The sequence below is a fragment of the Methylobacterium sp. UNC300MFChir4.1 genome, assembly GCF_900110155.1.
GTDB lineage: Bacteria > Pseudomonadota > Alphaproteobacteria > Rhizobiales > Beijerinckiaceae > Methylobacterium.
The window spans coordinates 105794-130890 of record NZ_FOCS01000008.1 but is presented as its reverse complement, the minus strand read 5'-3'; the positions used below and the strand labels follow the sequence as shown (position 1 = coordinate 130890).

The window sequence follows — 25097 nt, the reverse complement described above, 5'->3', positions numbered from 1 at the left end:
GCGGGGTCTGGATCACGCGCGATTGTTCCGCAACCGCCGGGACGGCGCCAGCCCCCGGCGGCGGGGCCGCGCCGGATGCCGGCGGGCCGGCCACGGAACGAGAGAACCCGGCGTCTCCGCCGGGTCCGGTCTCTGTCAGGTCGCGCCCATCCAGGCCCACGTGTCCAGGCTCACTCGCCCTCGTCGTCGGTCTCGACCGGCGGGGCGAGGTTCTCGAGGCCGCGCAGCAGGTCCTCCTCGCTCATGCGGTCGAACTGGACCGCCGCGTCGTCGCTGGAGGATTGCGGCGCCACCGCGGCGGCGGCCGGCGAGCTCGACAGCAGCGGCACGGTCTCGGCCTCGGGCTCGTCCACCTCGACGTACTTCTGCATCGAGTGGATCAGCTGCTCCTTGAGGTCGTCGGCCGTGATCGTCTCGTCGCCGATCTCGCGCAGCGCCACGACCGGGTTCTTGTCGCGGTCGCGGTCGATGGTCAGCGGGGCGCCGGCGGCCAGGAGGCGGGCCCGGTGGCTCGCCAGCAGCACCAGCTCGAAGCGGTTCTCGACCTTCTCGATGCAGTCTTCGACGGTGACGCGCGCCATGCGGGGCGGCTCCTTGGGCTTGAGCGACGGGTGATGTCGGGTATGGCGCCACTCTACACCGGATGCCGTTGTGCAACAAGCACAGCGGGTTGCGCGGCGCGCGCGTCCGGCGCGAACCCGGCGCGCGTCCGGCGCGCGTGCCGGTCCGGTCGGGCCGGACGCCGAGGGGCCGAACGCCGAGGGGCCGGAGGACCGCGTCGCTGCGGCATCATGGTGCGGCGCATTGTTGACACCCAGCGCCGCGGGTGCGAGTGCGCGCGCCATTCCAGAGTTTCGGCCGACACGGGCGGCGTTCGCGCGCCGCGCGGCGCCGGCGACCAGGACGCAACATGCGCGCACTCATCTTTCCGGGCCAGGGCAGCCAGGCGGTCGGCATGGCGCGGGACCTCGCCGAGGCCTTCCCGCAGGCCCGGGCCGTGCTCGACGAGGTCGACGCCGCCCTGGGCGAGAACCTGTCGCGGCTGATGTTCGAGGGGCCGGTCGAGGCGCTGACCCTCACGACCAACGCCCAGCCGGCCCTGATGGCGGCGAGCCTCGCGGTGCTACGCGTGCTGGAGGCCGAGCGCGGCCTCGACCTCGGGCGCGACGTCGCCTGCGTGGCCGGCCACTCGCTCGGCGAGTACGCCGCGCTCGCGGCCGCCGGCAGCCTCACCGTCGCGGACGCCGCCAGGCTGCTGCGCCTGCGCGGCGAGGCCATGCAGGCGGCCGTCGCGCCGGGCGCCGGCGCCATGGCGGCGCTGATCGGCACCGATCTCGAGGCCGCCCGGTCCGTCGCCGAGGCGGCGGCCGACGAGGCCGGCGACGGCGCGGTCTGCGACGTCGCCAACGACAACGGCGGCGGCCAGGTGGTGCTCTCCGGCGACCGCGCGGCCGTGGAGCGCGCCGTCGGCATCGCCACCGGCCGCGGGATCAAGCGCGCCGTGATGCTCAACGTCTCGGCGCCGTTCCACTGCCGCCTGATGGCCCCGGCCGCCGAGGCCATGGCCCGGGCGCTCGCCGAGGTCGCGCTGGCGGCCCCGCGCGTCACCCTCTACGCCAACGTCGCGGCCGCCCCGGTCACCGATCCGGAGGCGATCCGCGCGGCCCTGGTCGAGCAGGTCACCGGCACCGTGCGTTGGCGCGAGAGCGTCGCCGCCATGGCGGCCTCCGGCGTCGACCGGTTCTACGAGCTCGGCGCCGGGAAGGTGCTGACCGGCCTCGTCAAGCGCGTCGCCCCCCAGGCGAGCGCCGCCGCAATCGGCACCCCCGCCGACGTCGCCGCCTTCGCGCTCTGACCCGCGCGCTCTGATCCGACGGAGTCCCGCATGTTCGATCTCACCGGCCGCAAGGCCCTCGTCACCGGCGCGACCGGCGGCCTCGGCCAGGCGATCGCCCGGGCCCTGCACGCGCAGGGCGCCGCCGTGGCGCTCTCGGGCACGCGGCCCGCGGCCCTGGAGGCGCTCGCCGCCGAGCTCGGCGAGCGCGCGAGCCCCGTCGCGGCCGACCTGTCCGACAAGGACTCGGTCGAGGGCCTCGTCCCGGCCGCCGAGGCCGCGATCGGCCCGCTGGACATCCTCGTGAACAATGCCGGCATCACCCGCGACAACCTCTTCATGCGGATGAAGGACGAGGAGTGGGAGCAGGTGATCGCCGTCAACCTCACCGCCGCCTTCCGCCTGTCGCGGGCCGCCGTGAAGGGCATGATGCGCCGCCGCTCCGGGCGGATCGTCAACATCGGCTCGGTGGTCGGCAGCACCGGCAATCCCGGCCAGGGCAACTACGCCGCCGCCAAGGCCGGCCTCGTGGGCATGACCAAGGCGCTCGCCGCCGAGGTCGCCTCGCGGGGAATCACCGTCAACTGCATCGCGCCGGGCTTCATCAGCTCGCCCATGACCGACGCCCTCAACGAGAAGCAGCGCGAGGGCATCCTCGCCCGCGTGCCCGCCGGGCGGCTCGGCGAGGGGTCGGAGGTCGCGGCGGCCTGCCTCTACCTCGCCTCCGCGGAGGCGGGCTACGTCACCGGCCACACGCTGCACGTGAACGGCGGGATGGCCATGTACTAGGGCGCGTATACCGGTTCCCGACCGGCGGGAACGGCGCGCGAATCACCCCCGCCGACACGCAAGTGCCACACCCATGAAGGCTTTCTGAACGGGCCCTCGCCAGGGCTGGAACCCTGTGCTACCACGCCCCGCAGCCGTACAGGGGGTTGACGGTTCAGCGGGTTTTCAGTCCAAGGCCCTCCGGCGGGGGCGTCCCGGCTCACGCGCCGGTTCACCTCAGAAGCACGCGCGATCGGACACCGGCCCGTCACAACAAGCCCGCAGGGGCGCGACGCGGCCACGGCACCACCCCGAGAAGACTGACAGACCAGAAGGACGAGGACGGAAGACCGATGAGCGATATCGCTGAGCGCGTGAAGAAGATCGTCGTCGAGCACCTGGGCGTGGAGCCCGAGAAGGTGGTCGAGAGCGCCAACTTCATCGACGACCTCGGTGCCGACAGCCTCGACACGGTCGAGCTGGTCATGGCTTTCGAGGAGGAATTCAACGTCGAGATCCCGGACGACGCTGCCGAGACGATCCAGACGGTCGGCGACGCCGTGAAGTTCCTGGAGAAGAACTCCGCCGCCTAAAGGCGCCGGGGACCGGGTTTGACGCGGCGCGGGTGAGGCGAAACAGCCCCCGCGCCGTTATGCGTTTCAAGGCTCGGAGTCGTGACGGGGCCCGCGGGGACCGATTCTGCCTCCGAGCGAGTTAGGACGATGCGCGACCGCGGCGGTGCCGGCGGGGCGGCGCCTCAAGACGGGACAGGGCACATGCGGCGGGTGGTGGTCACGGGTCTGGGGATGGTCACGCCGCTGGGCAGCGGGGTGGAGCACACCTGGAGCCGGCTGATCGCGGGCGACAGCGGCGCCGGCCCGATCCGCGGCTTCGAATCCGCCGACCTGCCCTGCCGGATCGCCGCGCAGGTCCCGTTCGGCGACGGCACCGACGGCACCTTCAACCCCGACCTCGTGATGGAGGTGAAGGAGCAGCGCAAGGTTGACCCGTTCATCGTCTACGCGATGGCGGCGGCCGACGAGGCGCTAAAGGATGCCGGCTGGCTTCCTAAGAGCCACGAGGACCAGTGCGCCACCGGCGTGCTGATCGGCTCCGGCATCGGCGGCATCGGCGGCATCTACGACGCCTCCGTGACCCTGCACGAGAAGGGCCCGCGCCGGATCTCGCCGTTCTTCATCCCGGGCCGGATCATCAACCTCGCCTCCGGCCAGGTCTCGATCGCGTACGGCCTCAAGGGACCGAACAACGCCGTGGTGACGGCCTGCTCCACGGGCGCCCACGCCATCGGCGACGCGAGCCGCCTGATCGCGCTCGGCGACGCCGACGTGATGGTGGCGGGCGGCGCCGAGTCGCCGGTGAACCGCCTGTCGATCGCGGGCTTCTCCGCCTGCCGGGCGCTGACCACGGGCTTCAACGACACGCCCGAGAAGGCGTCGCGTCCCTACGACCGCGACCGCGACGGCTTCCTCATGGGCGAGGGTGCCGGCATCGTGGTGCTGGAGGAGTACGAGCACGCCAAGGCCCGCGGCGCGAAGATCTACGCCGAGGTGGTGGGCTACGGCCTCTCGGGCGACGCTTACCACATCACCTCCCCGTCCCCGGACGGCGACGGCGCCTTCCGCTGCATGACCGCCGCGGTGAAGCGCGCCGGAATCGCGCCGTCCGAGATCGGCTACATCAACGCCCACGGCACCTCGACGCCCATGGGCGACGAGCTGGAGCTGAAGGCCGTGGAGCGCCTCCTGGGCGACGCCGCCGCGAACGCGACCATGTCGTCCACCAAGAGCTCGGTCGGCCACCTGCTGGGCGCCGCCGGCTCGGTCGAGGCGATTTTTTCCATCCTCGTCCTGCGCGACAACGTCATCCCGCCGACGCTCAACCTCGACAACCCCTCCGTCCAGACCAAGATCGACCTCGTGCCGTTCGAGGCGAAGCGCAAGCAGATCGACGTGGTGCTGTCGAACTCGTTCGGGTTCGGCGGGACGAATGCGTCGCTGGTGATGCGGCGGGTGATTTAAGTGTTTTACGATTGGATTTCTTCCAGAAAATTCTGATTAGAAATCAGATTGGCTCAAATTTTAGAATCTCGGCTAATTTTTCACGTGAATTTACATTTTTCTCCGCGAGCTTCAGTGCGGCTTTCAAACCGTCACGGTGCCATCGGGCGTAAGTAGCTAGCTGACTTTCTTGCAACCAAGGAGTTACATTTTTATCGATTATAATAGGTTTTCTCATTGTCCCCCTGCTGGTTGTTTCCGGCAGCGAGCTCTTTGGTAAAATCTTGCGGCGCCTCATCTCTTCAACGATTGATTGATTTAGATTTGCCTTTCCATCCAAGTCGATTTGTTTGGCGGCATCGAATACTTGATTATATATCTGAGTGATATATCTCGTAAAGCTTGACCAATTAGACTCTCGTTCAATGTGGAATCGGAACGCCTGTTCGGCCTGAATATAGTGAATCGCAATGTCCCCAAAGACAATACGAAGGTAGGGTGACTCGTCTGCCGGATTATCTATTTTAAGTATTTCATCATTAAGTTCGCGTAGTTTTGGCAAAATCCATTCCCGTTCAAGAAGTGCGCTATTCATGTCGTATGCCATAATTAACGCGTTATCTGATTGTCGTCTAACTATATTATCGGCTAGCTTTGAAATGTCTTTGAATGAACCTCGCGATATGAAATGTGCGGCAAAATATTCCTGGAATGATCTATGCGTGAATGATATGTGCAAGCCTTCTTTCTGCATGATGCAAACTGACTCGATCAAATCTTTAATAAAAAGATTTGATTCCACATCATGATTCTCAAGCTTAAGGGCTTGCTGAATATGTTTTTTAAGCTCCTCCTCAGTGAACGTAAATTTCTCATTCACATATGAAGTTATGCAAGCAATTGAGAAACAGTTCTTGAATGCATCGCTAGCGAGTTGAGTATACATTTTTCTCTGATACCCAGGTTGCTTTGATGAATCGTGCAAAGAAAATAATGTCTCAAATGCTTGGTGGTAGAATAGATGGATTTTATCGGGTATGTTTGGATACAGATCGTAAGTGAGGAGCATGATTGTTGCCAACAGCGGATTTGACATGAAGCTTCGATGGCGAATATATAATCCGCCGCGAACAGCTTTAATAAATTTTTTCTTTACCTCATTATCATAGTTAAGGCTTTCGATAAGATCAATAACTTGATCGATTTCCATTGGTCGAACGTGCCAGATCCTAAAATCAGTCCACGATGAAAATCTATCATCCGGGCGGCTCGAAACGACCACAGATACTTTTGGGTATCTTTCGCTTAATTCGATAATGTTTCTCTCGACACTAGTTCGATGATTAAAATCGATCTCGTCGAAGCCGTCTAGAATGATTACAAAAGATCCCTCCTTCAAAACGTTCTTGAAGACCTCCAGGCTCACAAATCCATCGTTTTTATTTACTGAGTAGTGTAAAAATGAAACGATGTCTTTGGACTCGAGGCTATTGAGTTGCCGGAGTTCGCATACAATAGGTATCTTGTTTTTCTCGTTCTCAATCAGATTCAGCAATAAATAACGCATGAACATAGACTTGCCGCAGCCTCCAGTCCCAATTACACAGCATCGTGATCCTTCCAATACCTTATCAAGTAGATCTTCATCGGTGCATTGTTCGCCGGCGGATGCAAATAACGTGCTAGTATAGATTTTTAGGGTCTGCATCGCCTCATCGCGATTGAGAACAGTTCTAACCGTGGAATACTTCCGGTAAGAATCCTCAAGATGCTGGGAAAAATTGCTTCTAATTTTATCCCAAAGTCGACTCAATACTTGAGGAGATGCATTGACACCTTTTGTGATCTGCTGTTCTGCGAGTTTTTTAAAAGCTGAGGCTACGATGCCGGTGAAAAAACCAGAATCCATCTAAGTCGTTGCCTCCCTCGCAGCTTATATCCGCTGCTGAATTCTCCTAGATTAATAAAATTGTCACAAAGGATGTCAATGAGCTATCTCAGGTAAATTCACCACCCACGCCGCTACGCTCCTTCCAGCACCCGCCCCTGCGGCGTGCGCGTGTGCACCATCTCCGGCAGCGCCTGGCCCAACTGGGAAATAAGCGTCTCGCGGTCCATCCCGGTCTGTTGCTGGAGGGTGTCCACCGTGTCGGGGCCGAACGCCCGGGCCAACTGGTCGTGGCCACCGGGCGGTCGGCGGCGTGGCCGATCCAGGACTCGATCATGTCGCTGAGGCCTCCTGCCGGAAGCGGTCCACCCGCCCGTCGGGCCCCCCGAGATCCCCGGCGACAGTCGCGCTCACCAGAAAGTTCGGCGTTCCCGGGCAGCACCCGTTTGCAAAGCCGAGGCCGGCACGTATCTTCGCGCCATGGTGTTGGCCTGTGCCTATCAGTTCCGCCAGGACGACCTCCGATCGGACCTTCGGGATCTCGATCGCGTCACGCTAACGGCTGCGGTGGTTAGCGACGACAGGGACGCGCTGCCGCCCGGGTCGGAGGGCACCATCGTCAGCGTCTACCGCGACGGGGAGGCCTACGTTGTGGAGTTTCCTACACCGCTGGGCGCCCTGGCGACGGTTCGGCCCGGCGATCTGACGCTCATCGATAAAAATATCCCACCCGCGACCTCATCCTGAGGTGCCGCGCAGCGGCCTCGATGGAGCCTTCCAGAGATCGCAGGTCTTTCTGGAGGTCTCCTTCGAGGCCTCCGCTGCGCTGCGGCACCTCAGGATGAGGGCAAGGGTGGGATCGTCGTCAGGTCGCGCGGCATCCTTCAAGCGGCCGGCCGCTTACCACCCCCGCCGCTCGGCCTCTCCCGGCACCCGTCCCTGCGGCGTGAGCGCGTGCACCACCTCCGGCAGGGCCTGGGCGAGCTGCGACAGCAGCGTCTCGCGGTCCATCCCGGTCTGCTGCTGGAGGGTGTCCACCGTGTCGGGGCCGAGCGCCCGGGCGAGCTGGTCCGGGGCCACCGGGCGGTTGGTGCCGTGGCCGATCCAGGACTCCATCACGTCGCCGAGGCCGCCCTGGCGGAACCGGTCGACCAGCCCGTCGAGGCCGCCGAGATCCCCCTGCCCGTCCGGGGCGGCGCGGCTCGGCGGCGGGGCGTCGCCGGGGCCGTCGAGCATGCCGGAAAGGTCCGAGAAGTCGCCGGGCGGCAGGGACGGGTCCGACGGCCCGCCCGGGCCGCCGTCGCGGCGGCCGCCGTACTGGTCCCAGCCGCCGATGTCGCCGCCCTCTTCCGGAGGACGGCGCCCGCCGGCATCGGCGGGGTGCTGGCCGGGATCGCGCCCGTAGGGTCCGGCGCCGCCGGAGCGGTCGGCCTCGGGGCCGGGCTCGCCCTGGCGCCCGCGGCCGAAGATGTCGCCGAAGCCGCCGCTGGCGCCCTTGGCCAGCAGGAGCATCAGGAGTGCCTTGACCAGGGGCGACATGCCCCCAGACCCTTGCTTCTGCCCGCCGAACACCTGACCGAGCACGCCGCCGATCGCTGATTCGAGCAGTCCCATGCGCGTCTCCCCCCTAGGCCCGGGCCGGACGGGCCCGGGCGAACAACATTCCGGGGCGGGCGCGGGTTGCCTCGCTCAGCGGGCCGGCGTCGCGAGCGCCGCCTGCGCGGTGCCGCCGCCGGTGCCGCTGCCGGTGGTGGCGTCGGCGGGCTCGACCAGCGGCACCGTCGCGGCCGAGAGGATCAGTCCGGCCAGGAACAGGCCGGTGGCGGCGGCGCCGGCGCGGGGCCGCGGCAGGCGAACGGCGCGGCGTCGCGCGGGATGGGGACGGTCGACGGTCCTGGGCATCGCGGCCTCTCCGGGTTCGGGGCGGGCCCTGGGGCCCTGTTGCCGGAAAAACGCCGTCGGGGGGCGGAGAGGTTCCCGCGCCGTCAGGTCCGGCCGGCGAGGCGGCGTCCCAGCGCCCCGAGGAGGCAGGCCGCGCAGTAGACCGGCAGCATCAGGGCCGCGCCGTCGAGCCACAGGCCGGGCAGCCCGGGCACGAACCCGGCGATCGCCGCCGCGGCCACGAGCCCCGCGACCACGCAGAGCCCCAGCGAGGCGGCGAGGCGGTCCGGCCAGCCGACCAGCGCGCCGACCACGAGGCCGAGCGCGGCCGCCCCGGCGAGCCCGGGCCAGAATCCGGCGAGCAGCAGCGTCACGGCCGTCCGGCCTCCCTGCGGGCGCGATGATGGCGCGCGGCCGGGCGCGCGGATGGGCGCGGCCCGGCTGGCGGGCGCGCGGCGGAGCGGATCTCCCTCACGGCAGCAGCGCGAAGACGACGGGGCCGGCCGGCCCGTCCGGCCCGGCCGTGACCTGCTCCGGCCGGGCTCCGGCCTGGAGGAGGTACTCCACCACCGCCTGGGCGCGCAGGCGCGGCAGGTCGACCGGCGGCTCGTCGGGGGCCTCGGCGGGCTTCTTCGCCGCCGCCTTGCCGGGCCCGGCCGGCTCCTTCCTGGCCGCGCCCGCCTTGCTCCGATCCTTCGTCGCGTCCTTGGCCGCGATTTTGGCCGCGTGCGTCGCGGCTTCCTTGGGCGCCGGGGCCGGCGGCGCGGGGGTGGCCGGCTTGGCGGCGTCGGCGACCCGGGTCGGCTCGGCGGTCGCGCCCTCCCCCGGTGCCGGTCCGGCGGCCGGGGTCGCGGGCGGCTTCGCCGGGTCGGCGGGGCCGGAGACCGCGACGCGCAGCGACGGGCAGGTCTTCGCCAGGGCGGCCAGCGCGTCGAGGGTCGGGTAGAAGGCGGGCGTGAGCACGGCGCCGCCCGCGGGGAAGTGCAGGTCCGCCCCCGCCAGGGCGGCGGTGAAGTCGGCGCGGCAGGTGGCGGGGTCGCGCCGCTCCGCCGCGTCCCGGGCCGTGACGCTGGCCTGCCCGGTCCAGCCCGGGGGCAGCGCCTCGGCGAGCCGGTCGGGGGTGCGCGCGGCGCCCTCCCGGTAGAGGCTCTCGCCGGTGAGCGTCACGGCGCGGTCCGAGACCGCGACGGTCCCGCCCGCGAGGTTCGTCACCAGCGGGGCGGCGGCGGCCAGCGCGTCCCCGAGATCCGGCGGGGCGCCGTCGGCGAGGCGGGTGCGGTCGATGACCGGCTCCCGGAACAGGCGCGGGCGCAGGGCGGCCAGCACCCGCTCCCGGGTCGCCGCGTCCGGCAGGTGGCCGGTGAGGGTCACGGCGTCGGCAGTCCGGCGGATCGCCACCCGGTAGGGCGAGAGCGGCCGCGCCGTGAGCGCCACCCGCCCGGCCGCCACGCCGGCGGGCCGGCCGTCGCGCATCAGCGCCTCGGCGTCGGGAAGCGCCTGCCCGTCGATGGCGTCGCCGGTCACCGAGACCGCCCCGTCCCGGAACACGACCTGCCCGGACTGGATCAGCTCGGCGAGCTTGAACGCGAAGGCGATGAGGCTCTTCGGGTCGATCGCCGGGTCGAGCCCCCGGGCGGCCAGGAGCCGGTCCTCCACGGTGCCGCCCGCGGCGGCCTCGGTGGCGGCGCGCAGGGCGGCCTCGCGGTCGGCCGCCGAGGGGGCGAAGCCGTCGAGGACGATGCCCCGGCCCGATTTCTCCACGACGAACCGGTACGCGGTCACCTTCGGGGGCAGGATCTCGACCCGCCCGACGCTGAACCCCTCCGGCGGGTCCGACAGGGCGGCCCGCAGGGCCTCGTAGGCCGGCACGTCGAGGGCCTCGCCCGACAGGCTGAGCACGGTGTCGCTGAGCGCCGCCCGCCCGCCCTTGGCGAGACCGGAGAGCCGGGCCGCCAGGAACGCGGCCGCGCCGGCGAAATCCGGCGGCGCGCCCCGGGCGGCCCGGGCGGTGTCGTCGAGGCCGGTGCCGGGATCGAGGGCGCCGGCGATCCGCGCCTCCAGGGCCCGCCGGCCGATCTCCACCGGGCGGCTGCCTTCGAGGGCGATCCGGTTCTGACCCGTGCGGATCGCCGCCCACTGGAAGGGCGCGGCGGTCTCCACGATGCCGAGTTCGGAGACGATGCGGCGCGGGCCGTCGAGGGCCGCGAGGCGGGACAGCACGGTGGCGCGCTCGGCGACGTCCGGCGCCTCGCCGGCGGCCACGAGGTCGCGCCCGACGGCCTCCAGGCGCAGCCACGGCTCGCCGGTGGCGGTGGCCGTGCCGGCGGCGATCGCCGCGCCCTCCGCCGCGAGGCCGTCGGCGATCCGCGGGGCGGCGTAGAGGGTCGCGCTCGCCCAGATCAGCGCGAGGGCCGGGAGGCCGGCGAGCCAGCCGGCGCCGCGCAGGCCTTGGGCGAGAGTTTCGGGCAACGGCACGGTCGCAGGTTCGGGCGCGGGTCGGGACGTGGGGGCAGGCGGATCCGGTGCCGAGAGCACACCGTCTTTCCGGCAGCATGAAGGCCGGCGGCCTCCTTTCTCCCACGGGCCAGCGCCGCGCCGCGTCCCCGCGCCGCCGGAACCGGCCGGACGCCCTCCGGTTTCCGAGCCAGACCCCGTCCCCGCTGAGGAGCGTGCCATGCGATCCATCCTCGCCGCCGCCCTGCTCCCGGCGATCGCCGTCCCGGCCGGGGCCCAGAGCCTGTCGGCATCGCTGGAGCCGATCGCCCCCGTCGCCAATCCGGGCCAGCTGAGCCTCGGCGGCAGTTCCACCACCGGGCCGTTCCCGACCGTCTCGGCGCAGACCGGCGGCCTCGTGAATGCCGGCCAGCTGAGCTTCGGCGGGGGCGGCGGCGGCGGCCGCATCGGCGCGTCGGGCGGCCTCTCGGCCGGGACGACGCTCGGCGCCACGACCGCCGGTTCGGGCGGGGCGGGCCAACTCGGCGGCCTGGGATCCACCGCGACCGGCGGTGCCGGCGTCACCGGCACGACCCTCGGGACCGGCGGGACGATCGGCGCCACCGGTGCCCGCAGCGGCCTCAGCGGCGCGTCCCGCACGGGCCTGGGCTCGACCGCGGGGAGCCTCCTGACACCGACCCTCGGAACGGGCGGTCTCGGGGGTGGGTCGGGCCTGTCCCCCGGCCTGGGCACCGGGCTCTCGGGAGCCGGCCCCGGCGCAGGTGTCGGCGCAGGTGTCGGCGCAGGTGTCGGCGCAGGTGTCGGCGCAGGCGTTGGAGTAGGTGTCGGCACGGGCCTCAACGCTGCCGGAAGCCTCGGCTCCTCGCTCGCGACCGGCTCGTCCGGCGTCGCGTCGGCCGGTCTCGGCAGCGGCGTGGCCGCGTCGGGCATCGGCGCGACGGGTGCCACCCTGTCCCCCGGCGGTCTGTTCGGGCTGTTCGGACTGTTCGGGCTCGGGACCGGAACGGCCGCGAGCGGAGCCACGGCCGCGACGGTTTCCGGGACGGGCGGCGCCGGCACGGGCGGCGCCGGGATCCCCGGGACGCCCGGGCTGCCCGCGGACGATCGCGCCCAGGCGGCCCGCACCCTGCCGACCGGCGGCGGGGCGATCGGCGGTGCCGGGATCGGCGGCGCGGCGGCCGCGCCGGTCCGGACCGGCGACCTCTGCGGCGGGCCCTTCGCGGAAGCCTGCCTCGGCCAGGGGTTCTGAGCGGCCTCCGGGGCCGGAACCGCGCCGAACCGCTGCCGTTCCTTCCGTGCCGGCACCTCGGCCGGGACAGGAGACAGAGATGAACGTCATGCTGGGCCGCGTCTCGCTCGCGGCCGCTCTCGTGATCGGCGTCTCGGGCGCTGCCCTGGCGCGCGATGCCGGGCCGAAGGCCCACGGCGCCAAGGGCACGGCCGGCCTGCACGGGATCGGCTTCAACGAGCCGAAATTCCGCTCGGACCTGCGCACCGGCAAGGAGCAGCCCTATACGTGGCCGGTGAGCGACCGCTATCGCCCGGTCTCGCAGCCCTTCTACGGTCGGGCCTACTGAGCCGCCCGGCGCACGCTCCGCCGAATGGATGAGTGGCGGCGCCCAGCTCCGCCGCGCACAACCGGGGCCGGCCCCGTTCCGTCATCGGAGCGGGCGCCGATCCGGCAATGGCCCAGAGGCACGGGGTCCGTGGCGTGCCGGCTCCCGAGGCAGGAGAGTGTGATGCATCCGCTGAACCGGCGCGTCGTCGCGGTCCCGGCCGTCGCGCTTCTGGTCGTCGCGCCCCTGCCGGGGCGCGCGGGCGAGTTCGCGCAGGTCCCGCCGGTGCCGGGCATGGCCCTGACCCTGCCCGATCCCGGCATGGCCAACGGGGCGCCCGCGCCCGCTCCGACGGCGGCACCGACCCCCGCCGCGGCCGCGGAGCCGCCCGCTCCGGTCAGGGCGGCCTCCGTTCCGGCGGTCGAGCGCCGGTTCCGGGGCCTGGGCAGCGGGCTCTCGTCGATCGACGGGCAGCTCCCGAACCAGCGCACCGGCCAGCGTCACCAGCACGTGGTCCGCGACATCTGCATCGGCTGCTGACCCGATCCGCCCCCGGTGCGGGCGCCGGCTAGTGCGGCGCCCGCGCTCGGGAATTCGCCTGGATCCAGCGCGGCGAGAGGATGTCGCCGGCCTCGGTGATGATCCAGGGTTGGGCCTCGCCGGATTCCATCGCTGCGATCGCGACGGCGAGGGCCTCGCGCAGGGTCGCGAACGGCCGCCCCTCCGCGGCGCGGGCCGGTTTGCCCTTGGGCCAGATGGTCATTTCGGCTCGTCTGTCGAGGTCGGAGGGCGTCTTCGGCGCTCTCGTGGTGCTTCGCAGGGTGCTTCGGCGGGATGTGGGCGTTCTACCGGGCCTGTGTGCGTGCCCGTTTGACGCGGATCTGGCGCCGCGGTCTCCGATTCGTCCCACGGGCCGCGACGCCAGCAACGCGCGCGCTCGCACGGCGGTTTCGATCGGTTCGGGGGCGCGCGCGAAAAACAAATCACCCGCTCCTCAAGTTTGATTTGAGAACGTGCCGGTGGAAGTTTAGTTCATTTGCATCGAATGCATGGCGCGCGGGATCGGTGCCTGAATTCACGGCTGAGAATTTCCGGAAAACACTGCAGTACCGTGCCGTCCTGGCGATATGGTGCAATGCGAAAAACGCATGCCGCGACGCACAAATCCGTAGTCTCATGCGCTGGTCGATCGCATCCCGCGGTCGACACCGCGATCGAACCGGAGACGCACCATGCGCACGATCCTCATCCTCGCGTCGGCCGCGCTCACCTCGGCGGCCTTCACGGGCCTCGCCGCCGCCGACGACCGCCTGCACCTGACGCCGCCGCTCTATCGCGATCAGGCCCGGCCCGCCCAGCAGATCCGCGCGATCCACGATCTGACCACCACGCCCCAGCCCGTCGCCGCGCCGGCGACCGTCAATCGGACGGTCTCGTCCCTCGGCCGGCCGATCGTCCAGGCCGCCGTCGAGGCGAGCCGCTGAGCCGGCTGCCGGAGACGGAGCGCCCCGGGCGGCTCCGTCTCCGGCCGACGCTCAGACGATGTGCAATTCCTGCGCGGCCACCGACGGTTCCACGCCGCGACGGATCAGGCGCCGCGTCCGCGCCCGCTGATCCCGCGCGGTGCTGAGGGCGGTCCCCGCCGCGCGGTACCCCTCGAACCACAGATCCGCCCACGCATACTGCGCCGCCATCGCGAGCAGGACGGCGTTCTCGGCCTGTCTCAGGCCCAGCCGCAGGCTCTCATCCGCCAGGCGACCAACCTCCCCGTACATCATCTCCAACTCCGCGTCCGAACACGGCCGGCAGCGCCGCGAAGGGCCGCCGGCCACCCGCCCAGAGGCCGCTCGGCTCTCCCGCTCAGTGCGACGCCGCCCCGGCAGCGTCGCGAGCCGCGGCCGCCGCTTCCCGGGCCGCATCCTGCCCTCGCACCACTTTCGTGCCGACCCTGTCGGAGGCGCGGCGCGCCGCTCCGACGACGCTTCCGAAGGCCGTCCGGGCCTGCGCGAGACCGGTCCCGGCGACGTCGCGGATCTGGGTCGGGACCTCGTGGCCCGACGACTGTGCCCTGCACTGTGCCATGCGTGGTCTCCTGTCGGCCGCCATCCGGGTGCGGCCGGCCCGTTTGTGCATCGCACATGGACCGGCGTCCAGGGATCGCCCGCGCGTCGGCGCGACCGGTCAGATCTCCGTCTCGCGCCGGACGATCGCCTCTTCCCCGCTGCCCTTCTGCGCGAGGCCGACCTCGGGATCCTCGGTCGGGATCGTGGCCGGCGCCGCCTTGACGCGCTCCGCCGGAGGCTCGTCCGCCTCGCGCGCGTCCGGTCCGCGGCTCGTCGGGTCTGCGGTCTCGCGCGTCATGCGGTCTCTCCCTGCCTGCAGCCAACGCGACGGGGCGTGTGCGGGTCCCGGGGCTCCGTCACGATGGCGGGAGGCGCGACGCGGATCGCGGCTCTATATGGGACGTGCGAGCAGGGAGAGTGGTGTGTTCACCGTCAAGGGGATTGATCCGTCCGGGCGCGTCATGACGTTCGCCTGCGGGACGGACGAGCAGGCGATGGAGAAGACCTGGGAGCTGGCCCGGCGCGGCTTCCGCGAGATCACGGTCGCCGATCCGAAGGGCAAGGAACTCTCCGCGGCCGCCTTCGAGCGCTCGCTCAACATCGACTGGGAGTGACGCGCGTCGGCGCGCGCCGGGAGCCCCGCCGCCCCCGACCCTGCCGACGACACTCTGGCCGCGCCGAGCGCCGGCCGACCCGAGGCAGGCGCCTGTCAGGTCGCCTCGAGTTCGCGCCAGAGGTTCGCGCGGCCCGACCGCGCCGTCTCGGGGATGTCGGTCGTGGCGCCGATCTCCTCCGCCTTGCGCCAGATGGCGCGGCAGACGAGGATCTCGCTGCTCGCATCGATGCTGAGGATGAAGCTGTCCGGAACGATCTCGGCATCCGGGAGCGCGACCCGCACGCCGCCGGCCGACCGGTCGTAGACGATGCACGGCAAGCTTCGATGCTCGTCGACCGAGATGCTGCCGGTCTCGTTGAGAAGCGTGCGTGGAGCGCTGCGTCGTTCGAACATCACCGCCTCGAGAACCTCTGCCCGACAGGATCGGTCACCCGGGTTCAAGGGCGGTTTGCGAAATGCCTCGAATTGTCGGGAAGCTGCCGTCCCTGTGAATTCTGCGCTCTTCATGCGCGCTCGGCCGGAGGCCGGATGCGCGGAGCACCGCCGCCCGCCGAGCGACGGGGGCGACGGATCCGCAGGGACGGAGCGGCCTCGGTCGGACCGCTCGGCGCGTGTGACCGGCCTCAGGATCGACCTACTCGGTCACGACCTCCACGAGGGTGGTGAGAAAACCCAGCGCGACGGCCCCGATGCCGCCCATGAAGGCCGCATCCCACCCGGCGAACTCCCTCGACTGGGGCGCGCGCAGGAAGGCGAACAGCGTCACGGCGGCCCCGCAGACGACGAGAGCGAGGGCCAGCAGGATCGATCGAGACATGGCGTTTCCCTATGCGCCGGTCTCGCGGCCCTTGAGGGCTCTTGTAAACGGACGAGTGCGACCGGCTTGATCTGTTCAGTCTCGTCCGTCGTCGAAACATGACAGACGAGAGCACGGTGAACAAGGTGTTCATCTGTTCTGCACTGCGGAACAGCGGCCGGAATGACGCTCTCATCTGATCCGCACAGGACTGAAGTCGCGCGCGGCCAGGGCTGCCCTTCACGAGGGGCATCGACCGGCCGGCCGCGGGGAGTGCCCCGCCGGGACGGGATCCGGCGCGGTCAGTCGATGAAGACGCGGACGCCGTCCGTGTTGAGCAGGTCGCGCTGGTCGGCGCACCATTGCTCCGGTCCGACCGCGGCGATCTCGTCCGCGACCCGCCGGCCCTCCTCGGCGATGGCCTTCCGGGCACGCTGGTGGCCAAGGCCGGCGTCGAGGGCTCGGCGGACCGTGCGGGACAGGCCCTCGGACACCGTGTCGTCGATGGTGTAGAGCTTGCGGCAGTGCAGGACGATGCCGGCCTGCGCGCCGACGATCCGCACGAGACCCCGGATCGTCTCCGCGCGCTTGGTGTCGTCTGCCTCCTCGGCAGCCCGGGCGGTGCCCGGCACGACCGCCGTTCCCAGGAGGGCGGCGAACAGCAGGGCGCGAGTCATCCGGGGCATTCCTTCTGGCCGATGCCGGAGCCGTCTCCGGAACGCCGCACCGGGCGGCCGCGCCCGCCCCGTCAGATTCGGCCGGTCACTTCCGGGCGGCCATCAGGTCGTGGGTCAGAACGGTCAGCTTGCCGATCAGGTTGCTGATATCGGAGCCCTTGCACGACCATTGCGTGCCGACCGCCTCGCCATCGGCCGAGACGGAGACGACCGCCACCGAGCGCAGGCGACCCTCGCGGGCCAGGGCCAGCTGATCCTGCAGCACGGCGATGATCGACGCGGTGTCCTCGTCCACGACAGCGGGCGCGATATGCGCTGGGAACGGCACGACCGAACTCGTCATCGTCTGCTCTCGCTTCATCTCGCCGACCCCTTCGGTAGCATCCTCGGGCCCCGGCGTGCGCATCAGCTTTGTGCAGAGTGTGGCAGCTTGTCCGTGTCCCGCGATGTCCTGGACGTGTGTGGCGACGATGCAACGGTCTCGGCGCGGCTCTGGGCCGCGCGGCGGCACGAGGCGCCGGGCTCCGCGGCGCTTCGTTACGAGGGGGCCCCGCCGAGCGGGGCGCCCCCGGAGGTCGTCATCCTCAGGCGGCCTTGCGGCCCTTGCGCTCGCGCTCGGCCATGGCGCCGGGCTGGCCCAGGCCGATCGCCTTGGCGAGGGCGGAGCGCTGCTCGGCGTAGCTCGGCGCGACCATCGGATAGTCCGCCGGCAGGCCGTAGCGGTCGCGGTAGCTGCGCGGATCCAGGCCGTGGCTGGTCAGGTGGCGCTTCAGCGTCTTGTAGGTCTTGCCGTCGATGAAGCTGACGATCCCGTCGTGCCGGACCGACTTGCGAATCTGGGCCGCGCTCGGCTTCTCGACCTCGGCCTGCGGAACCGCCCCGATCTCCGCCGTCAGAGTCCCGGTGACGAGCCCGCTGATCGCGCCGTGCACGCGCGCGATCAGAGCCGGAAGCTCCGCGGCCGGCACCGGATTGTTCGACACGTAGGCGGCGACGATATCGCCCGCCAGCTCGATGAAGTTGGAGTTGGGCCCTGTGGTTTCTTCTGACACTGTAAGATTCCTGGTGTGCCCCTCGCCCGGGATCTGCTACTTTTGAGCACTGAATGCAAGTTACAAAACCGTTGGCGGGCCGCTTCCGGTGCATGATCGGGGTGCCCGCCGCGGAGATCGGCCGGCCATTTCTGGCGATTTCCGGCGGAGTATTTCCGAGCGCCGTCCGAGTCGGCCTATCGACTGCGGTAGAGTTTCTGCTCTGCAGAACGACCAGAACGTGCATCTGGCGGACTTGAAGTCGGCCCGGGCCGGCCGATGGGCCGTTCCGCCGTCATCCGCGGTGACGCGGCGCCCCGGTCGTGGCATGGCGCGGCCATGCTGATGCTCGCCCTCCTCATCGCCCTGCTGGCCGTCGTGGTCGCCATGTTCGTGCTGCGGCGGTGGACCGGGCGGCTGGCCTCGCTCGCGACGCTCCTGGCCGGAGCGATCATGGTCCTGTGGCTCGCCGAGGTCGGCCTGCTTCCCGGAACGCAGGGCCCGTTGACGGCGTACCGTCCCCTCGTGCCCGGGCTCGACCGGTAACGGTTCGGTAAGCGTACCGGCGGAGCATGGGGTATGCCCACGCTCTCCGCCCCGCGCCTGCTCACGTTCCTGGTGTCGGCCGTGCTGATCGGCCTCGCCGTGGCCAGCCTCTACACGCGCATCCCGATGGTCGGAAAAACCGTCGTGGCGCACCGGCAATGGTTCTTCATCGGCGCCTACGCCCTGCTCGCCCTCGGGGTGACCACCCGCAGCCTGTAGTGGACCGCGCCGCGGTCCGTTCGCCACCGCGCGCCGCGCCGAGGAGGCCGGAATGGCCCTGAAGACCACCTACCTCGTGCAGCCGTTCGAGCTGCACCGGAATCGCCTGCGGCCGGCCCGTCAGGAGCCCGCGCAGAGCGAGTTCGGCGCCCTCAAGAAGGCGGAGGCGCTGGCCGCCCGCATGCCCGGCGCGGCGGCCCTCAGGGTCGTGGCCGACGACGAGACCGGGGAACTCGAGGGCGTCACGATCCTCGGCCAGTTCGGGACCGTTCCGGACGATTTCGCCGAGAGCCTGCTGGGGGGCTGATGCGGCCCGCGGGTCCCGGCTTACATCCGGCCGCGTCTGGGGGTGCGACACGGGCGACCTCCGATTGCGGCCCTCCGGAAACTACGTAGAAACAGCGGAGACAGATCCTTGCGAGCTCCGGCGCTCGCCGAGCTCGCATCCGTGCCCCGCTATTTCATCGACCTCCACGACGGCGCCAACTTGGTTCGCGACCGCGACGGCTTCGATCTTCCGGATCTCGCCGCGGCGCGGGCGCAGGCGGTGCGCATCCTGACGCGGCTCGCGCAGGGCTTGACCGATCCGATGGAGCGGCAGGATTACGTGCTCGCCGTGCGCGACGAGCAGGGCGCGGTCCGCCTGCGCCTGCGGCTCTCCTACGATGTCGAGGGCGGCTGACGGCCCGGCCGCGCGCGGGTCGGGAAAGCGGGAGATCGCATGCGACGCTCAACAGGTCTGACCGGCCCGCTCGCGGCGGCGCTCCTGCTGCTCGTCGCCGCCGGGCCGGCAGGGGCGCAGACCGCGCCGCCCCCGCCCACGGGATCCGCCGCGGCGACGGCCGACAACGCCGTGCTGCTGACGGTCTTCCTGCGCCACGACCAGTCCCGCCCGCTGGCGGAGCTGAACGCGCAACTCGCCAAGCAGGGCTTCTACAAGGCCTTCCCGCCGCCGGGCATCGAGGTCGTCTCGTGGAACGTCGTCATGGGGATCGGGCAGATCATCGTCCTGCGGCTGCCCGCCTCCCGCCTGCGCGAGGTCAACCGCGTCCTGGAGGACACCGCCTGGGGCGCGTACCGGACCGAGTTCTTCCCGACCTACGATTACAGGGCCGTGGGCCTCGCGGAGCACGAGAAGGCGCGCTGAGACCGTCCCGGCCGCCTCAGGCCGGAACCGCGCCGCCCGGACCGACCGGCCCGAGATCCAGCGCGTCGTCCCACAGGTAGGGGTGGCCGAGGCGCTTGGCCGCGTACATCGCCGCGTCCGCCCGCTCCACCAGGGCCTCAGGCCGGGTGGCGTGCAGGGGCGCGCAGGCCACGCCGATCGCCGCGCCGATGCGGATCGGCGTTCCGGTCCCGAGATCGTACGGCTCGGCGAGGCGCGCCTGGAGGCGCAGGGCGAAGCCGAGGGCCGGCGCCGGCGCCGCGTCGCCGAGCAGGATGGTGAACTCGTCGCCCCCGAGCCGCGCGGCGCAATCTCCGGCGCCCAGCGCCGCCCGCAGGCGCTCGGCCAGGTGTCGCAGGAGCGCGTCGCCCACCGCGTGCCCGTGGCGGTCGTTCACCGGCTTGAAGCCGTCGAGGTCGAGGCACAGCAGCGCGCAGGGCGCGCCGTCGAGGTCGGCCAGGGTCCGGTCGAGCCGGGCCGCGAACAGGTGGCGGTTCGGCAGGCCGGTCAGCGGGTCGTGGTGGGCCATGTAGCGCAGGAGCGACTCCGCCCGGCGGCGCTCGGTCACGTCCTCCCACAGGGCGGTCCAGCCGCCGCCGGCCTGCGGGTGCAGCGTGATCGCGACCTGGCGCCCGTCCGCGAGCGTCTGGACCACGGCGTCGGTCGCGCCCCGGGCGAGGAGCCGCCGCCGCGCCGCCCAGAGGCCGCAGGGATCCCGGTCGGCCGGGACCGCCCCCGCGGCGCTCGCCGCGCCCACCGCCCGGGCATGCATGCCGGGCCGGATCCGGTTCGCGGGCGGGCCGAACAGGCGCCGGAACCCGTCGCTCACGAACAGCAGCCGGTCGGCGGAATCGAACAGGCACAGGCCGTGCGGCAGCGAGTCCAGCGCCTGGACGATGCCGGGTCCGAGCTTGCGCCCGCGGCCGAGCCCGTCCTGGCGCCGGGCGCAGGCCGCCTGCCGGTGGCGCCGCGCCAGCCTCGTCGCCGCCCTGCCCGCCTCCGCCGCCATGGCCGGTCCCCCGAAACGCCCGACAGCGTCGTCAGGCGATCGCCGGAACGTGCCGGCTCGGAAATTAGTCTCCGGTCTTCATAGAATGGGATTCCTTTCGCCAACCTTGACGAAAGTCGTGCGCGTTGAGCGATCTTCGCGGAGATTGACCATCCGCAAGTTGAGGTGGTGATCGCGGCGCGCGAACTCTGTCGGTCGACGGGTCCGCCCGGTCGAGCCGCGCCGCCGTCCCGGGTGCCGCCGCACGGTCCCGGGACGACGTCTATCGGCGGCGCGTCAGGGCGCGTCGTGCGGGCCGTGATGGCCGTCGAGCACCGTGTCGCTGGTCGGGACCGTCGCGGAGACGGCCTCGGCGCGGCGGATGTCGGGCGCGGTCGCCTCCTCCACGAAGGCCGCCACGGCCTCGCTCAGCGGCAGTGTGCGGGTCTGCTGGCTGCCGAGCCGCCGGATCGAGACCGTGCGCTCCTCCGCCTCGCGGCGACCGAGCGCCAGCAGCACCGGTACCTTGGCGAGCGAGTGCTCGCGGACCTTGTAGTTGATCTTCTCGTTGCGCAGATCCGCTTCGACCCGCAGGCCGGCGCGCTCCAGGGTGCGGATGACGTCCCGGGCGTAGGGATCGGCCTCGCCGGTGATCGTCGCCACCACCACCTGGACCGGCGCCAGCCACAGGGGGAAGTGCCCGGCGAAGTGCTCGATCAGGATGCCGGTGAAGCGCTCCATCGAGCCGCAGATCGCCCGGTGGACCATCACGGGCGGCTTCCGGGCGCCGTCGGCGTCGATGTAGAAGGCGCCGAACCGCTCGGGCAGGTTGAAGTCCACCTGCGTGGTCCCGCATTGCCAGTCGCGGCCGATGGCGTCGCGCAGCACGTACTCGAATTTGGGCCCGTAGAACGCGCCCTCCCCCGGGTTGACCGCCGTCTTGATCCGGCCGGCCGACTGCTCCTCGATCTGCGCCAGCACGCGGGTCATCACGTCCTCGGCGTGGTCCCAGAGGGCGTCGGAGCCGACGCGCTTCTCGGGCCGGGTCGAGAGCTTCACGACGATCTGGTCGAAGCCGAAATCCGCGTAGGTCGAGAGGATCAGGTCGTTGATCTTCAGGCACTCGTCGGCGAGCTGGTCCTCGGTGCAGAAGACGTGGGCGTCGTCCTGCGTGAAGCCGCGCACGCGCATCAGCCCGTGCATGGCGCCGGACGGCTCGTAGCGGTGGACGATCCCGAACTCGGCCATGCGCAGGGGCAGGTCGCGGTAGGATTTCAAGCCGTGCTTGAAGATCTGCACGTGGCCCGGGCAGTTCATCGGCTTGAGGGCGAACCAGCGCTTGTCCTCGGCCTCCTCGCCCGCGGACTGCGCGGCGAACATGTTCTCCCGGTACCAGCCCCAGTGGCCGGAGGTCTCCCACAGGGCCTTGTCGAGGATCTGCGGAGCGTTCACCTCGGCGTAGTCGCCGCGCAGGCGCCGGCGCATGTAGGCGATCAGCTCCTGGAAGATCGTCCAGCCCTTGGCGTGCCAGAAGACGACGCCCGGCCCCTCCTCCTGGAAGTGGAACAGGTCCATCTCGCGGCCGAGCCGTCGGTGGTCGCGGCGCTCGGCCTCCTCCAGCCGGTGCAGGTAATCGTCGAGATCGGCCTGGTTCGCCCAGGCCGTTCCGTAGATGCGGGTCAGCATCGGGTTGTTCGAGTCGCCGCGCCAGTAGGCCCCCGCGACCTTCATCAGCTTGAAGGCGGTGCCGACCTTGGCCGTCGAGGTCATGTGCGGGCCGCGGCAGAGGTCGAACCAGTCGCCCTGGCGGTAGATCTTCAGGTCCTCGCCCGGCGGGATCGCGTCGACCAGCTCGACCTTGAAGCCCTCGCCCTTGCCGGCGAACAGCGCCCGCACGTCCTCGCGCGTCCAGACTTCCTTCGTGAAGGGCGCGTCGCGCGCGATGATCTCGCGCATCTTCGCCTCGATCTTCGGGAAGTCCTCGGGCGTGAACGGGGTCTCGCGATGGAAGTCGTAGTAGAAGCCGTTCTCGATCACCGGGCCGATCGTGACCTGCGTCTCCGGCCAGAGCGCCTGCACGGCCTCGGCGAGCACGTGCGCGCAGTCGTGCCGGATCAGCTCCAGGCTGCGCGGGTCGGTGCGGTCCAGGAACTCGATGCGGGCATCGCGGTCGATCGGGTCGTCGAGGTCGGCGACCGTGCCGTCGAGCGCCATGGCGACGGTGCGCTTGGCCAGCGACTTGGCGATGCCCTCGACCACGGCCCGGCCGGTCGTGCCGGCGGCGATCTCCCGCGTGTTGCCGTCGGGGAAGGTGAGAATCGGCATGGTACGAGCGTCTCCGGGCTCAGTCCTGCATACGGGGCAGGTAAGCGGTTTCGAGGGAGCGGCCGTGTAGACCGATTTCTCGGGCGAGGGAACAACGGTGCGGCGCAACTTCACGCATCCCTGCCCTTCGTCCGCCGTTCGGGTGCGCGTGATCGTCCCCGCGCGCCGTCTGGCGCCGGGGGCATGGCCCGGGAGGCGAGCACGAGGGACGCGGGACGCCGCGGGAACCCAGGTGTCGGCCAAATACGCGCGGGATCCGATCCCCGCGGCGCCCCGCGGCATCGGCCGGGCATGGTCCCCGGCCGGTGCCGTCTGTCTCGTCGCGGCGTCTCCGACGTCCCGGTCCTGCGACTCCCCGTTAGCGGTCTCGGTCGAGGTGCGTGCACGCCGTGCCCGCAACCCCCGGAACCCGCATCGGCGCCGTGGCCTTCCAGCCGTTCCCCGCCTCGTAGTGGGCAGGTCCGCAGGTCGCTCAGGGTCGGCCCAGAGGCGGGTCGGCGCGGGGGCATTTCCTCACCCCGCCGGGCAGAGTGCCGCCCGGTCTCACGCCCGCGTCCGAGGCACGCCCCGCACCGGTCCGTCGCCCGGGGCGATGGCGGCTGAGAGCCACCGACGCGGGCGCCGCCCCGTCCCCGGACCCGCACGGTCAGCCACCGGGCGGGCCCCCGAAGGACGCCCCGGGATCGCTCCCGGGCCGCCGCGGACAGGTGCGGTCAGGAAGCGCAAAATAGGAACATTGTCAAGGCAACCTGAGCGGCGCAGCGCGGTCGACGCGCCTCTCCGTCATCGCGAGCGCAGCGAAGCGACCCAGGGCGGCGCAACATCGGCAAGGTCGCGCTGCTGGATTGCTTCGCTCCGCTCGCAAGGACGTCGGTGCCGAGAAGCCATCGGCCGCAATTCCAGGGCCGGGGCTGGAAGACGGCCCCGTCCGGCGACATGCTGGCGCGGCGCCTCCCCCGCACGGACAGGGGGCGCCCGGACACTCGGAACAGGGACACCCGCATGGCCGCGCGCCTCGCCCTCCTCGGCCTCGGCGCGATGGGGCACCCCATCGCCCGCAACCTCGCGGCCAAGCGGGGCTCCGACGCCGAGACGCTCGTCGCGATCGACACCGACCCGGCGCGCCTCGCCGGCCTCGCCGCGCCGGGCCTCGTCGCCACCACCGATCCCGGGCAGGCCGCCGGCGCCGACGTGCTGTTCCTGTGCCTGCCGAACGGCGACGCCGTCGAGGCGGCGCTCCTCGGGGACGGCGCCCTGGCGGAGCGCCTCGCCCCGGGGGCGGTCGTGGTCGACCTCAGCACCATCGCGCACGCCAAGGCCCTCACGGTCGGCCGCGCCGTGGCGGCGACCGGGCGCGCCTTCGTCGACGCGCCCGTCTCCGGCGCGCCGGCCGGCGCCGAGGCCGGGACGCTCACCGTGATGTGCGGCGGCGCGGCCGGGGCGGTCGCGCGGGTGCGCCCGCTCCTGGAGCGGATCGGCACGACAATCCTGCACATGGGCCCGGCCGGGTCCGGCCAGCTCACCAAGACGATCAACAACGTGCTCTACGACATCAACATCGCGGCGCTGGCCGAGGTGCTGCCGATGGCCGTCGCCATGGGGCTCGACCCGGATCAGGTCGCCCAGGTGGTCACGACGGGCACGAGCCGGAGCTACGCGGCGCAGTACTTCGTGCCGCGGATCCTCCGGGGCCAGTTCGACGAGGGCTACCCGATGGGGGCGGCCTACAAGGACCTCGTCGCCGCCGCGGCGGTCGCGGCGGAGAACGGCTTCCCGATGCCGGTCACGGCGGCCGCCACCGCCACCTACCAGACCGCCCTGCGCCAGGGCCACGGCGACCGGGACAAGGGCGCCATGGTGCTGCCGTTCGAGGACCTGCTCGGGGTCCGGGTGCGGTCGCGGCCGTAGGGGCCGGCCGTAGCGGCCATCGGGCGGTCGATCCCGACCGGCCCGCCCGCGCCCTGGATCTTACGGCAGCTCGAGCACGTCCCTCAGCGGCACGACCGCCAGGACCTGACCCGACGCGTCGGCGATCTCGAAGGCCTGCCCGGCCAGCACCGCGCCGTCGACCCGCTGGATCTCCAAGAGCGCCCGGGCGGAGCGCTCGGCCTCGCTGCGGGCGGCGTCGAGGTCGGGCAGGTCGGCGCCGTCGAGATCCTCGACCAGCCACTGACCGTCCCGGATGTGCAGGTAGAAGTGCGGCATAACCGCAGAACCGCGCTTACCGCCTCCGGTTGCGTCCCGGCCGCGTTGCGCGGACCGCGTGTGGCCT

Annotated in this window: 35 protein-coding genes; 16 read left to right on the top strand and 19 right to left on the bottom strand. The window is 70.8% G+C overall.

All coding sequences use genetic code 11. The annotated features are described in order from the left end of the window. Positions 1-170: 170 nt before the first annotated feature. Positions 171-581, bottom strand: a complete 411-nt coding sequence (rpoZ, locus tag BMY19_RS13330; RefSeq protein ID WP_010685409.1) for a DNA-directed RNA polymerase subunit omega — start codon at positions 579-581, stop codon at positions 171-173. A gap of 329 nt (positions 582-910) precedes the next feature. On the opposite strand from rpoZ, the gene fabD reads away from it, so the two are divergent. The 4 genes from fabD to fabF all read left to right on the top strand — a co-directional run bounded on the left by fabD (position 911) and on the right by fabF (position 4641). After that, positions 911-1855 (top strand): ACP S-malonyltransferase, encoded by a 945-nt coding sequence (gene fabD / locus BMY19_RS13325; protein WP_091682547.1) that lies wholly within the window; start codon positions 911-913, stop codon positions 1853-1855. Positions 1856-1885: 30 nt separating this feature from the next. Then, positions 1886-2623 carry a 3-oxoacyl-[acyl-carrier-protein] reductase gene (gene fabG / locus BMY19_RS13320; protein ID WP_056523896.1) on the top strand — a complete coding sequence of 246 codons (738 nt, stop codon included), beginning with the start codon at positions 1886-1888 and terminating at the stop codon, positions 2621-2623. A 332-nt stretch (positions 2624-2955) separates the two neighbouring features. Then, a complete protein-coding gene (locus BMY19_RS13315; protein ID WP_007559070.1) occupies positions 2956-3195 on the top strand; it encodes an acyl carrier protein in 240 nt (79 codons plus the stop codon). A gap of 183 nt (positions 3196-3378) precedes the next feature. Continuing rightward, a complete protein-coding gene (fabF, locus tag BMY19_RS13310; RefSeq protein ID WP_100252007.1) occupies positions 3379-4641 on the top strand; it encodes a beta-ketoacyl-ACP synthase II in 1263 nt (420 codons plus the stop codon). Positions 4642-4684: 43 nt separating this feature from the next. On the opposite strand, the gene BMY19_RS13305 is transcribed toward fabF, so the two are convergent. After that, positions 4685-6529 carry an NACHT domain-containing protein gene (locus tag BMY19_RS13305; RefSeq protein WP_100252057.1) on the bottom strand — a complete coding sequence of 615 codons (1845 nt, stop codon included), beginning with the start codon at positions 6527-6529 and terminating at the stop codon, positions 4685-4687. 113 nt (positions 6530-6642) lie between these two features. Beyond that, complete coding sequence (locus tag BMY19_RS31320) at positions 6643-6738, bottom strand: hypothetical protein (RefSeq protein ID WP_244534915.1); 96 nt, start codon at positions 6736-6738, stop codon at positions 6643-6645. Between the two features lie 250 nt (positions 6739-6988). On the opposite strand from BMY19_RS31320, the gene BMY19_RS13295 reads away from it, so the two are divergent. Then, complete coding sequence (locus BMY19_RS13295; RefSeq protein ID WP_100252006.1) at positions 6989-7255, top strand: DUF4926 domain-containing protein; 267 nt, start codon at positions 6989-6991, stop codon at positions 7253-7255. Positions 7256-7408: 153 nt separating this feature from the next. Here BMY19_RS13295 and BMY19_RS13290 read toward each other — a convergent pair whose 3' ends face one another. The 4 genes from BMY19_RS13290 to BMY19_RS13275 form a co-directional block, all read right to left on the bottom strand. Continuing rightward, entirely contained in the window at positions 7409-8122 is a 714-nt protein-coding gene (locus BMY19_RS13290) for a YidB family protein (protein WP_100252005.1), read from the bottom strand. A gap of 75 nt (positions 8123-8197) precedes the next feature. Continuing rightward, positions 8198-8410 (bottom strand): hypothetical protein, encoded by a 213-nt coding sequence (locus tag BMY19_RS13285; RefSeq protein ID WP_100252004.1) that lies wholly within the window; start codon positions 8408-8410, stop codon positions 8198-8200. Between the two features lie 83 nt (positions 8411-8493). Next, positions 8494-8763: a hypothetical protein gene (locus tag BMY19_RS13280; protein WP_020095199.1), complete on the bottom strand. Its 270-nt coding sequence runs from the start codon at positions 8761-8763 to the stop codon at positions 8494-8496. A gap of 97 nt (positions 8764-8860) precedes the next feature. Continuing rightward, complete coding sequence (locus tag BMY19_RS13275; RefSeq protein ID WP_244534914.1) at positions 8861-10864, bottom strand: BON domain-containing protein; 2004 nt, start codon at positions 10862-10864, stop codon at positions 8861-8863. 199 nt (positions 10865-11063) lie between these two features. On the opposite strand from BMY19_RS13275, the gene BMY19_RS13270 reads away from it, so the two are divergent. The 3 genes from BMY19_RS13270 (at position 11064) to BMY19_RS13260 (ending at position 12939) form a co-directional block, all read left to right on the top strand. Then, the gene (locus BMY19_RS13270) at positions 11064-12092 is read left to right on the top strand and encodes a hypothetical protein (protein ID WP_100252002.1); all 1029 of its coding nucleotides are present in this window, start codon (positions 11064-11066) and stop codon (positions 12090-12092) included. Positions 12093-12171: 79 nt separating this feature from the next. After that, entirely contained in the window at positions 12172-12420 is a 249-nt protein-coding gene (locus tag BMY19_RS13265) for a hypothetical protein (RefSeq protein WP_020095196.1), read from the top strand. Positions 12421-12582: 162 nt separating this feature from the next. Continuing rightward, positions 12583-12939 carry a hypothetical protein gene (locus tag BMY19_RS13260; protein WP_091682558.1) on the top strand — a complete coding sequence of 119 codons (357 nt, stop codon included), beginning with the start codon at positions 12583-12585 and terminating at the stop codon, positions 12937-12939. 28 nt (positions 12940-12967) lie between these two features. On the opposite strand, the gene BMY19_RS13255 is transcribed toward BMY19_RS13260, so the two are convergent. Continuing rightward, positions 12968-13162, bottom strand: coding sequence for a hypothetical protein (locus BMY19_RS13255; protein ID WP_100252001.1), 195 nt, complete (start codon positions 13160-13162; stop codon positions 12968-12970). A gap of 469 nt (positions 13163-13631) precedes the next feature. On the opposite strand from BMY19_RS13255, the gene BMY19_RS13250 reads away from it, so the two are divergent. Beyond that, positions 13632-13883: a hypothetical protein gene (locus BMY19_RS13250; RefSeq protein ID WP_056523875.1), complete on the top strand. Its 252-nt coding sequence runs from the start codon at positions 13632-13634 to the stop codon at positions 13881-13883. 51 nt (positions 13884-13934) lie between these two features. Here the strand turns inward: BMY19_RS13250 and BMY19_RS13245 are convergent, their stop codons facing one another. From BMY19_RS13245 to BMY19_RS13235, 3 genes are all read right to left on the bottom strand, one after another. Continuing rightward, a complete protein-coding gene (locus tag BMY19_RS13245) occupies positions 13935-14177 on the bottom strand; it encodes a hypothetical protein (protein ID WP_020095193.1) in 243 nt (80 codons plus the stop codon). 82 nt (positions 14178-14259) lie between these two features. Further along, complete coding sequence (locus BMY19_RS13240; protein WP_100252000.1) at positions 14260-14481, bottom strand: hypothetical protein; 222 nt, start codon at positions 14479-14481, stop codon at positions 14260-14262. A 99-nt stretch (positions 14482-14580) separates the two neighbouring features. Then, positions 14581-14760: a hypothetical protein gene (locus BMY19_RS13235; RefSeq protein ID WP_020095191.1), complete on the bottom strand. Its 180-nt coding sequence runs from the start codon at positions 14758-14760 to the stop codon at positions 14581-14583. A 124-nt stretch (positions 14761-14884) separates the two neighbouring features. Here BMY19_RS13235 and BMY19_RS13230 point away from each other — a divergent pair, with 124 nt between their 5' ends. Further along, positions 14885-15076 (top strand): hypothetical protein, encoded by a 192-nt coding sequence (locus BMY19_RS13230; RefSeq protein ID WP_020095190.1) that lies wholly within the window; start codon positions 14885-14887, stop codon positions 15074-15076. Positions 15077-15171: 95 nt separating this feature from the next. On the opposite strand, the gene BMY19_RS13225 is transcribed toward BMY19_RS13230, so the two are convergent. The 5 genes from BMY19_RS13225 to BMY19_RS13205 all read right to left on the bottom strand — a co-directional run bounded on the left by BMY19_RS13225 (position 15172) and on the right by BMY19_RS13205 (position 17603). Beyond that, on the bottom strand, positions 15172-15471 hold the full coding sequence (locus BMY19_RS13225; RefSeq protein ID WP_020095189.1) for a PilZ domain-containing protein: 300 nt from the start codon (positions 15469-15471) through the stop codon (positions 15172-15174). A 241-nt stretch (positions 15472-15712) separates the two neighbouring features. Beyond that, positions 15713-15895 (bottom strand): hypothetical protein, encoded by a 183-nt coding sequence (locus BMY19_RS13220; RefSeq protein WP_020095188.1) that lies wholly within the window; start codon positions 15893-15895, stop codon positions 15713-15715. 281 nt (positions 15896-16176) lie between these two features. Next, the gene (locus BMY19_RS13215) at positions 16177-16551 is read right to left on the bottom strand and encodes a hypothetical protein (protein ID WP_100251999.1); all 375 of its coding nucleotides are present in this window, start codon (positions 16549-16551) and stop codon (positions 16177-16179) included. Between the two features lie 85 nt (positions 16552-16636). Further along, positions 16637-16912, bottom strand: coding sequence for a hypothetical protein (locus tag BMY19_RS13210; RefSeq protein WP_026605251.1), 276 nt, complete (start codon positions 16910-16912; stop codon positions 16637-16639). Between the two features lie 223 nt (positions 16913-17135). Further along, positions 17136-17603 carry a Ros/MucR family transcriptional regulator gene (locus tag BMY19_RS13205; protein WP_020095185.1) on the bottom strand — a complete coding sequence of 156 codons (468 nt, stop codon included), beginning with the start codon at positions 17601-17603 and terminating at the stop codon, positions 17136-17138. A gap of 318 nt (positions 17604-17921) precedes the next feature. Between BMY19_RS13205 and BMY19_RS13200 the strand changes: the two genes are divergently transcribed. The 5 genes from BMY19_RS13200 to BMY19_RS13180 all read left to right on the top strand — a co-directional run bounded on the left by BMY19_RS13200 (position 17922) and on the right by BMY19_RS13180 (position 19494). Beyond that, on the top strand, positions 17922-18128 hold the full coding sequence (locus BMY19_RS13200; protein ID WP_026605250.1) for a hypothetical protein: 207 nt from the start codon (positions 17922-17924) through the stop codon (positions 18126-18128). A gap of 33 nt (positions 18129-18161) precedes the next feature. After that, a complete protein-coding gene (locus tag BMY19_RS13195; RefSeq protein WP_012318898.1) occupies positions 18162-18347 on the top strand; it encodes a hypothetical protein in 186 nt (61 codons plus the stop codon). A gap of 52 nt (positions 18348-18399) precedes the next feature. Then, positions 18400-18654, top strand: a complete 255-nt coding sequence (locus BMY19_RS13190; RefSeq protein WP_020095183.1) for a hypothetical protein — start codon at positions 18400-18402, stop codon at positions 18652-18654. 141 nt (positions 18655-18795) lie between these two features. After that, a complete protein-coding gene (locus BMY19_RS13185; protein WP_026605249.1) occupies positions 18796-19029 on the top strand; it encodes a DUF6894 family protein in 234 nt (77 codons plus the stop codon). A 39-nt stretch (positions 19030-19068) separates the two neighbouring features. Further along, entirely contained in the window at positions 19069-19494 is a 426-nt protein-coding gene (locus BMY19_RS13180) for a hypothetical protein (protein ID WP_100251998.1), read from the top strand. Between the two features lie 16 nt (positions 19495-19510). Here BMY19_RS13180 and BMY19_RS13175 read toward each other — a convergent pair whose 3' ends face one another. Together BMY19_RS13175 and thrS are read right to left on the bottom strand one after the other, a co-directional pair. Then, a complete protein-coding gene (locus BMY19_RS13175) occupies positions 19511-20521 on the bottom strand; it encodes a sensor domain-containing diguanylate cyclase (protein WP_100251997.1) in 1011 nt (336 codons plus the stop codon). A gap of 276 nt (positions 20522-20797) precedes the next feature. Beyond that, complete coding sequence (gene thrS, locus BMY19_RS13170) at positions 20798-22825, bottom strand: threonine--tRNA ligase (RefSeq protein ID WP_100251996.1); 2028 nt, start codon at positions 22823-22825, stop codon at positions 20798-20800. Between the two features lie 1002 nt (positions 22826-23827). Here thrS and BMY19_RS13165 point away from each other — a divergent pair. Next, a complete protein-coding gene (locus BMY19_RS13165; protein WP_056532754.1) occupies positions 23828-24733 on the top strand; it encodes an NAD(P)-dependent oxidoreductase in 906 nt (301 codons plus the stop codon). Between the two features lie 60 nt (positions 24734-24793). Here the strand turns inward: BMY19_RS13165 and BMY19_RS13160 are convergent, their stop codons facing one another. Beyond that, positions 24794-25030, bottom strand: a complete 237-nt coding sequence (locus BMY19_RS13160) for a DUF6894 family protein (RefSeq protein WP_100251995.1) — start codon at positions 25028-25030, stop codon at positions 24794-24796. Positions 25031-25097: the final 67 nt, after the last annotated feature.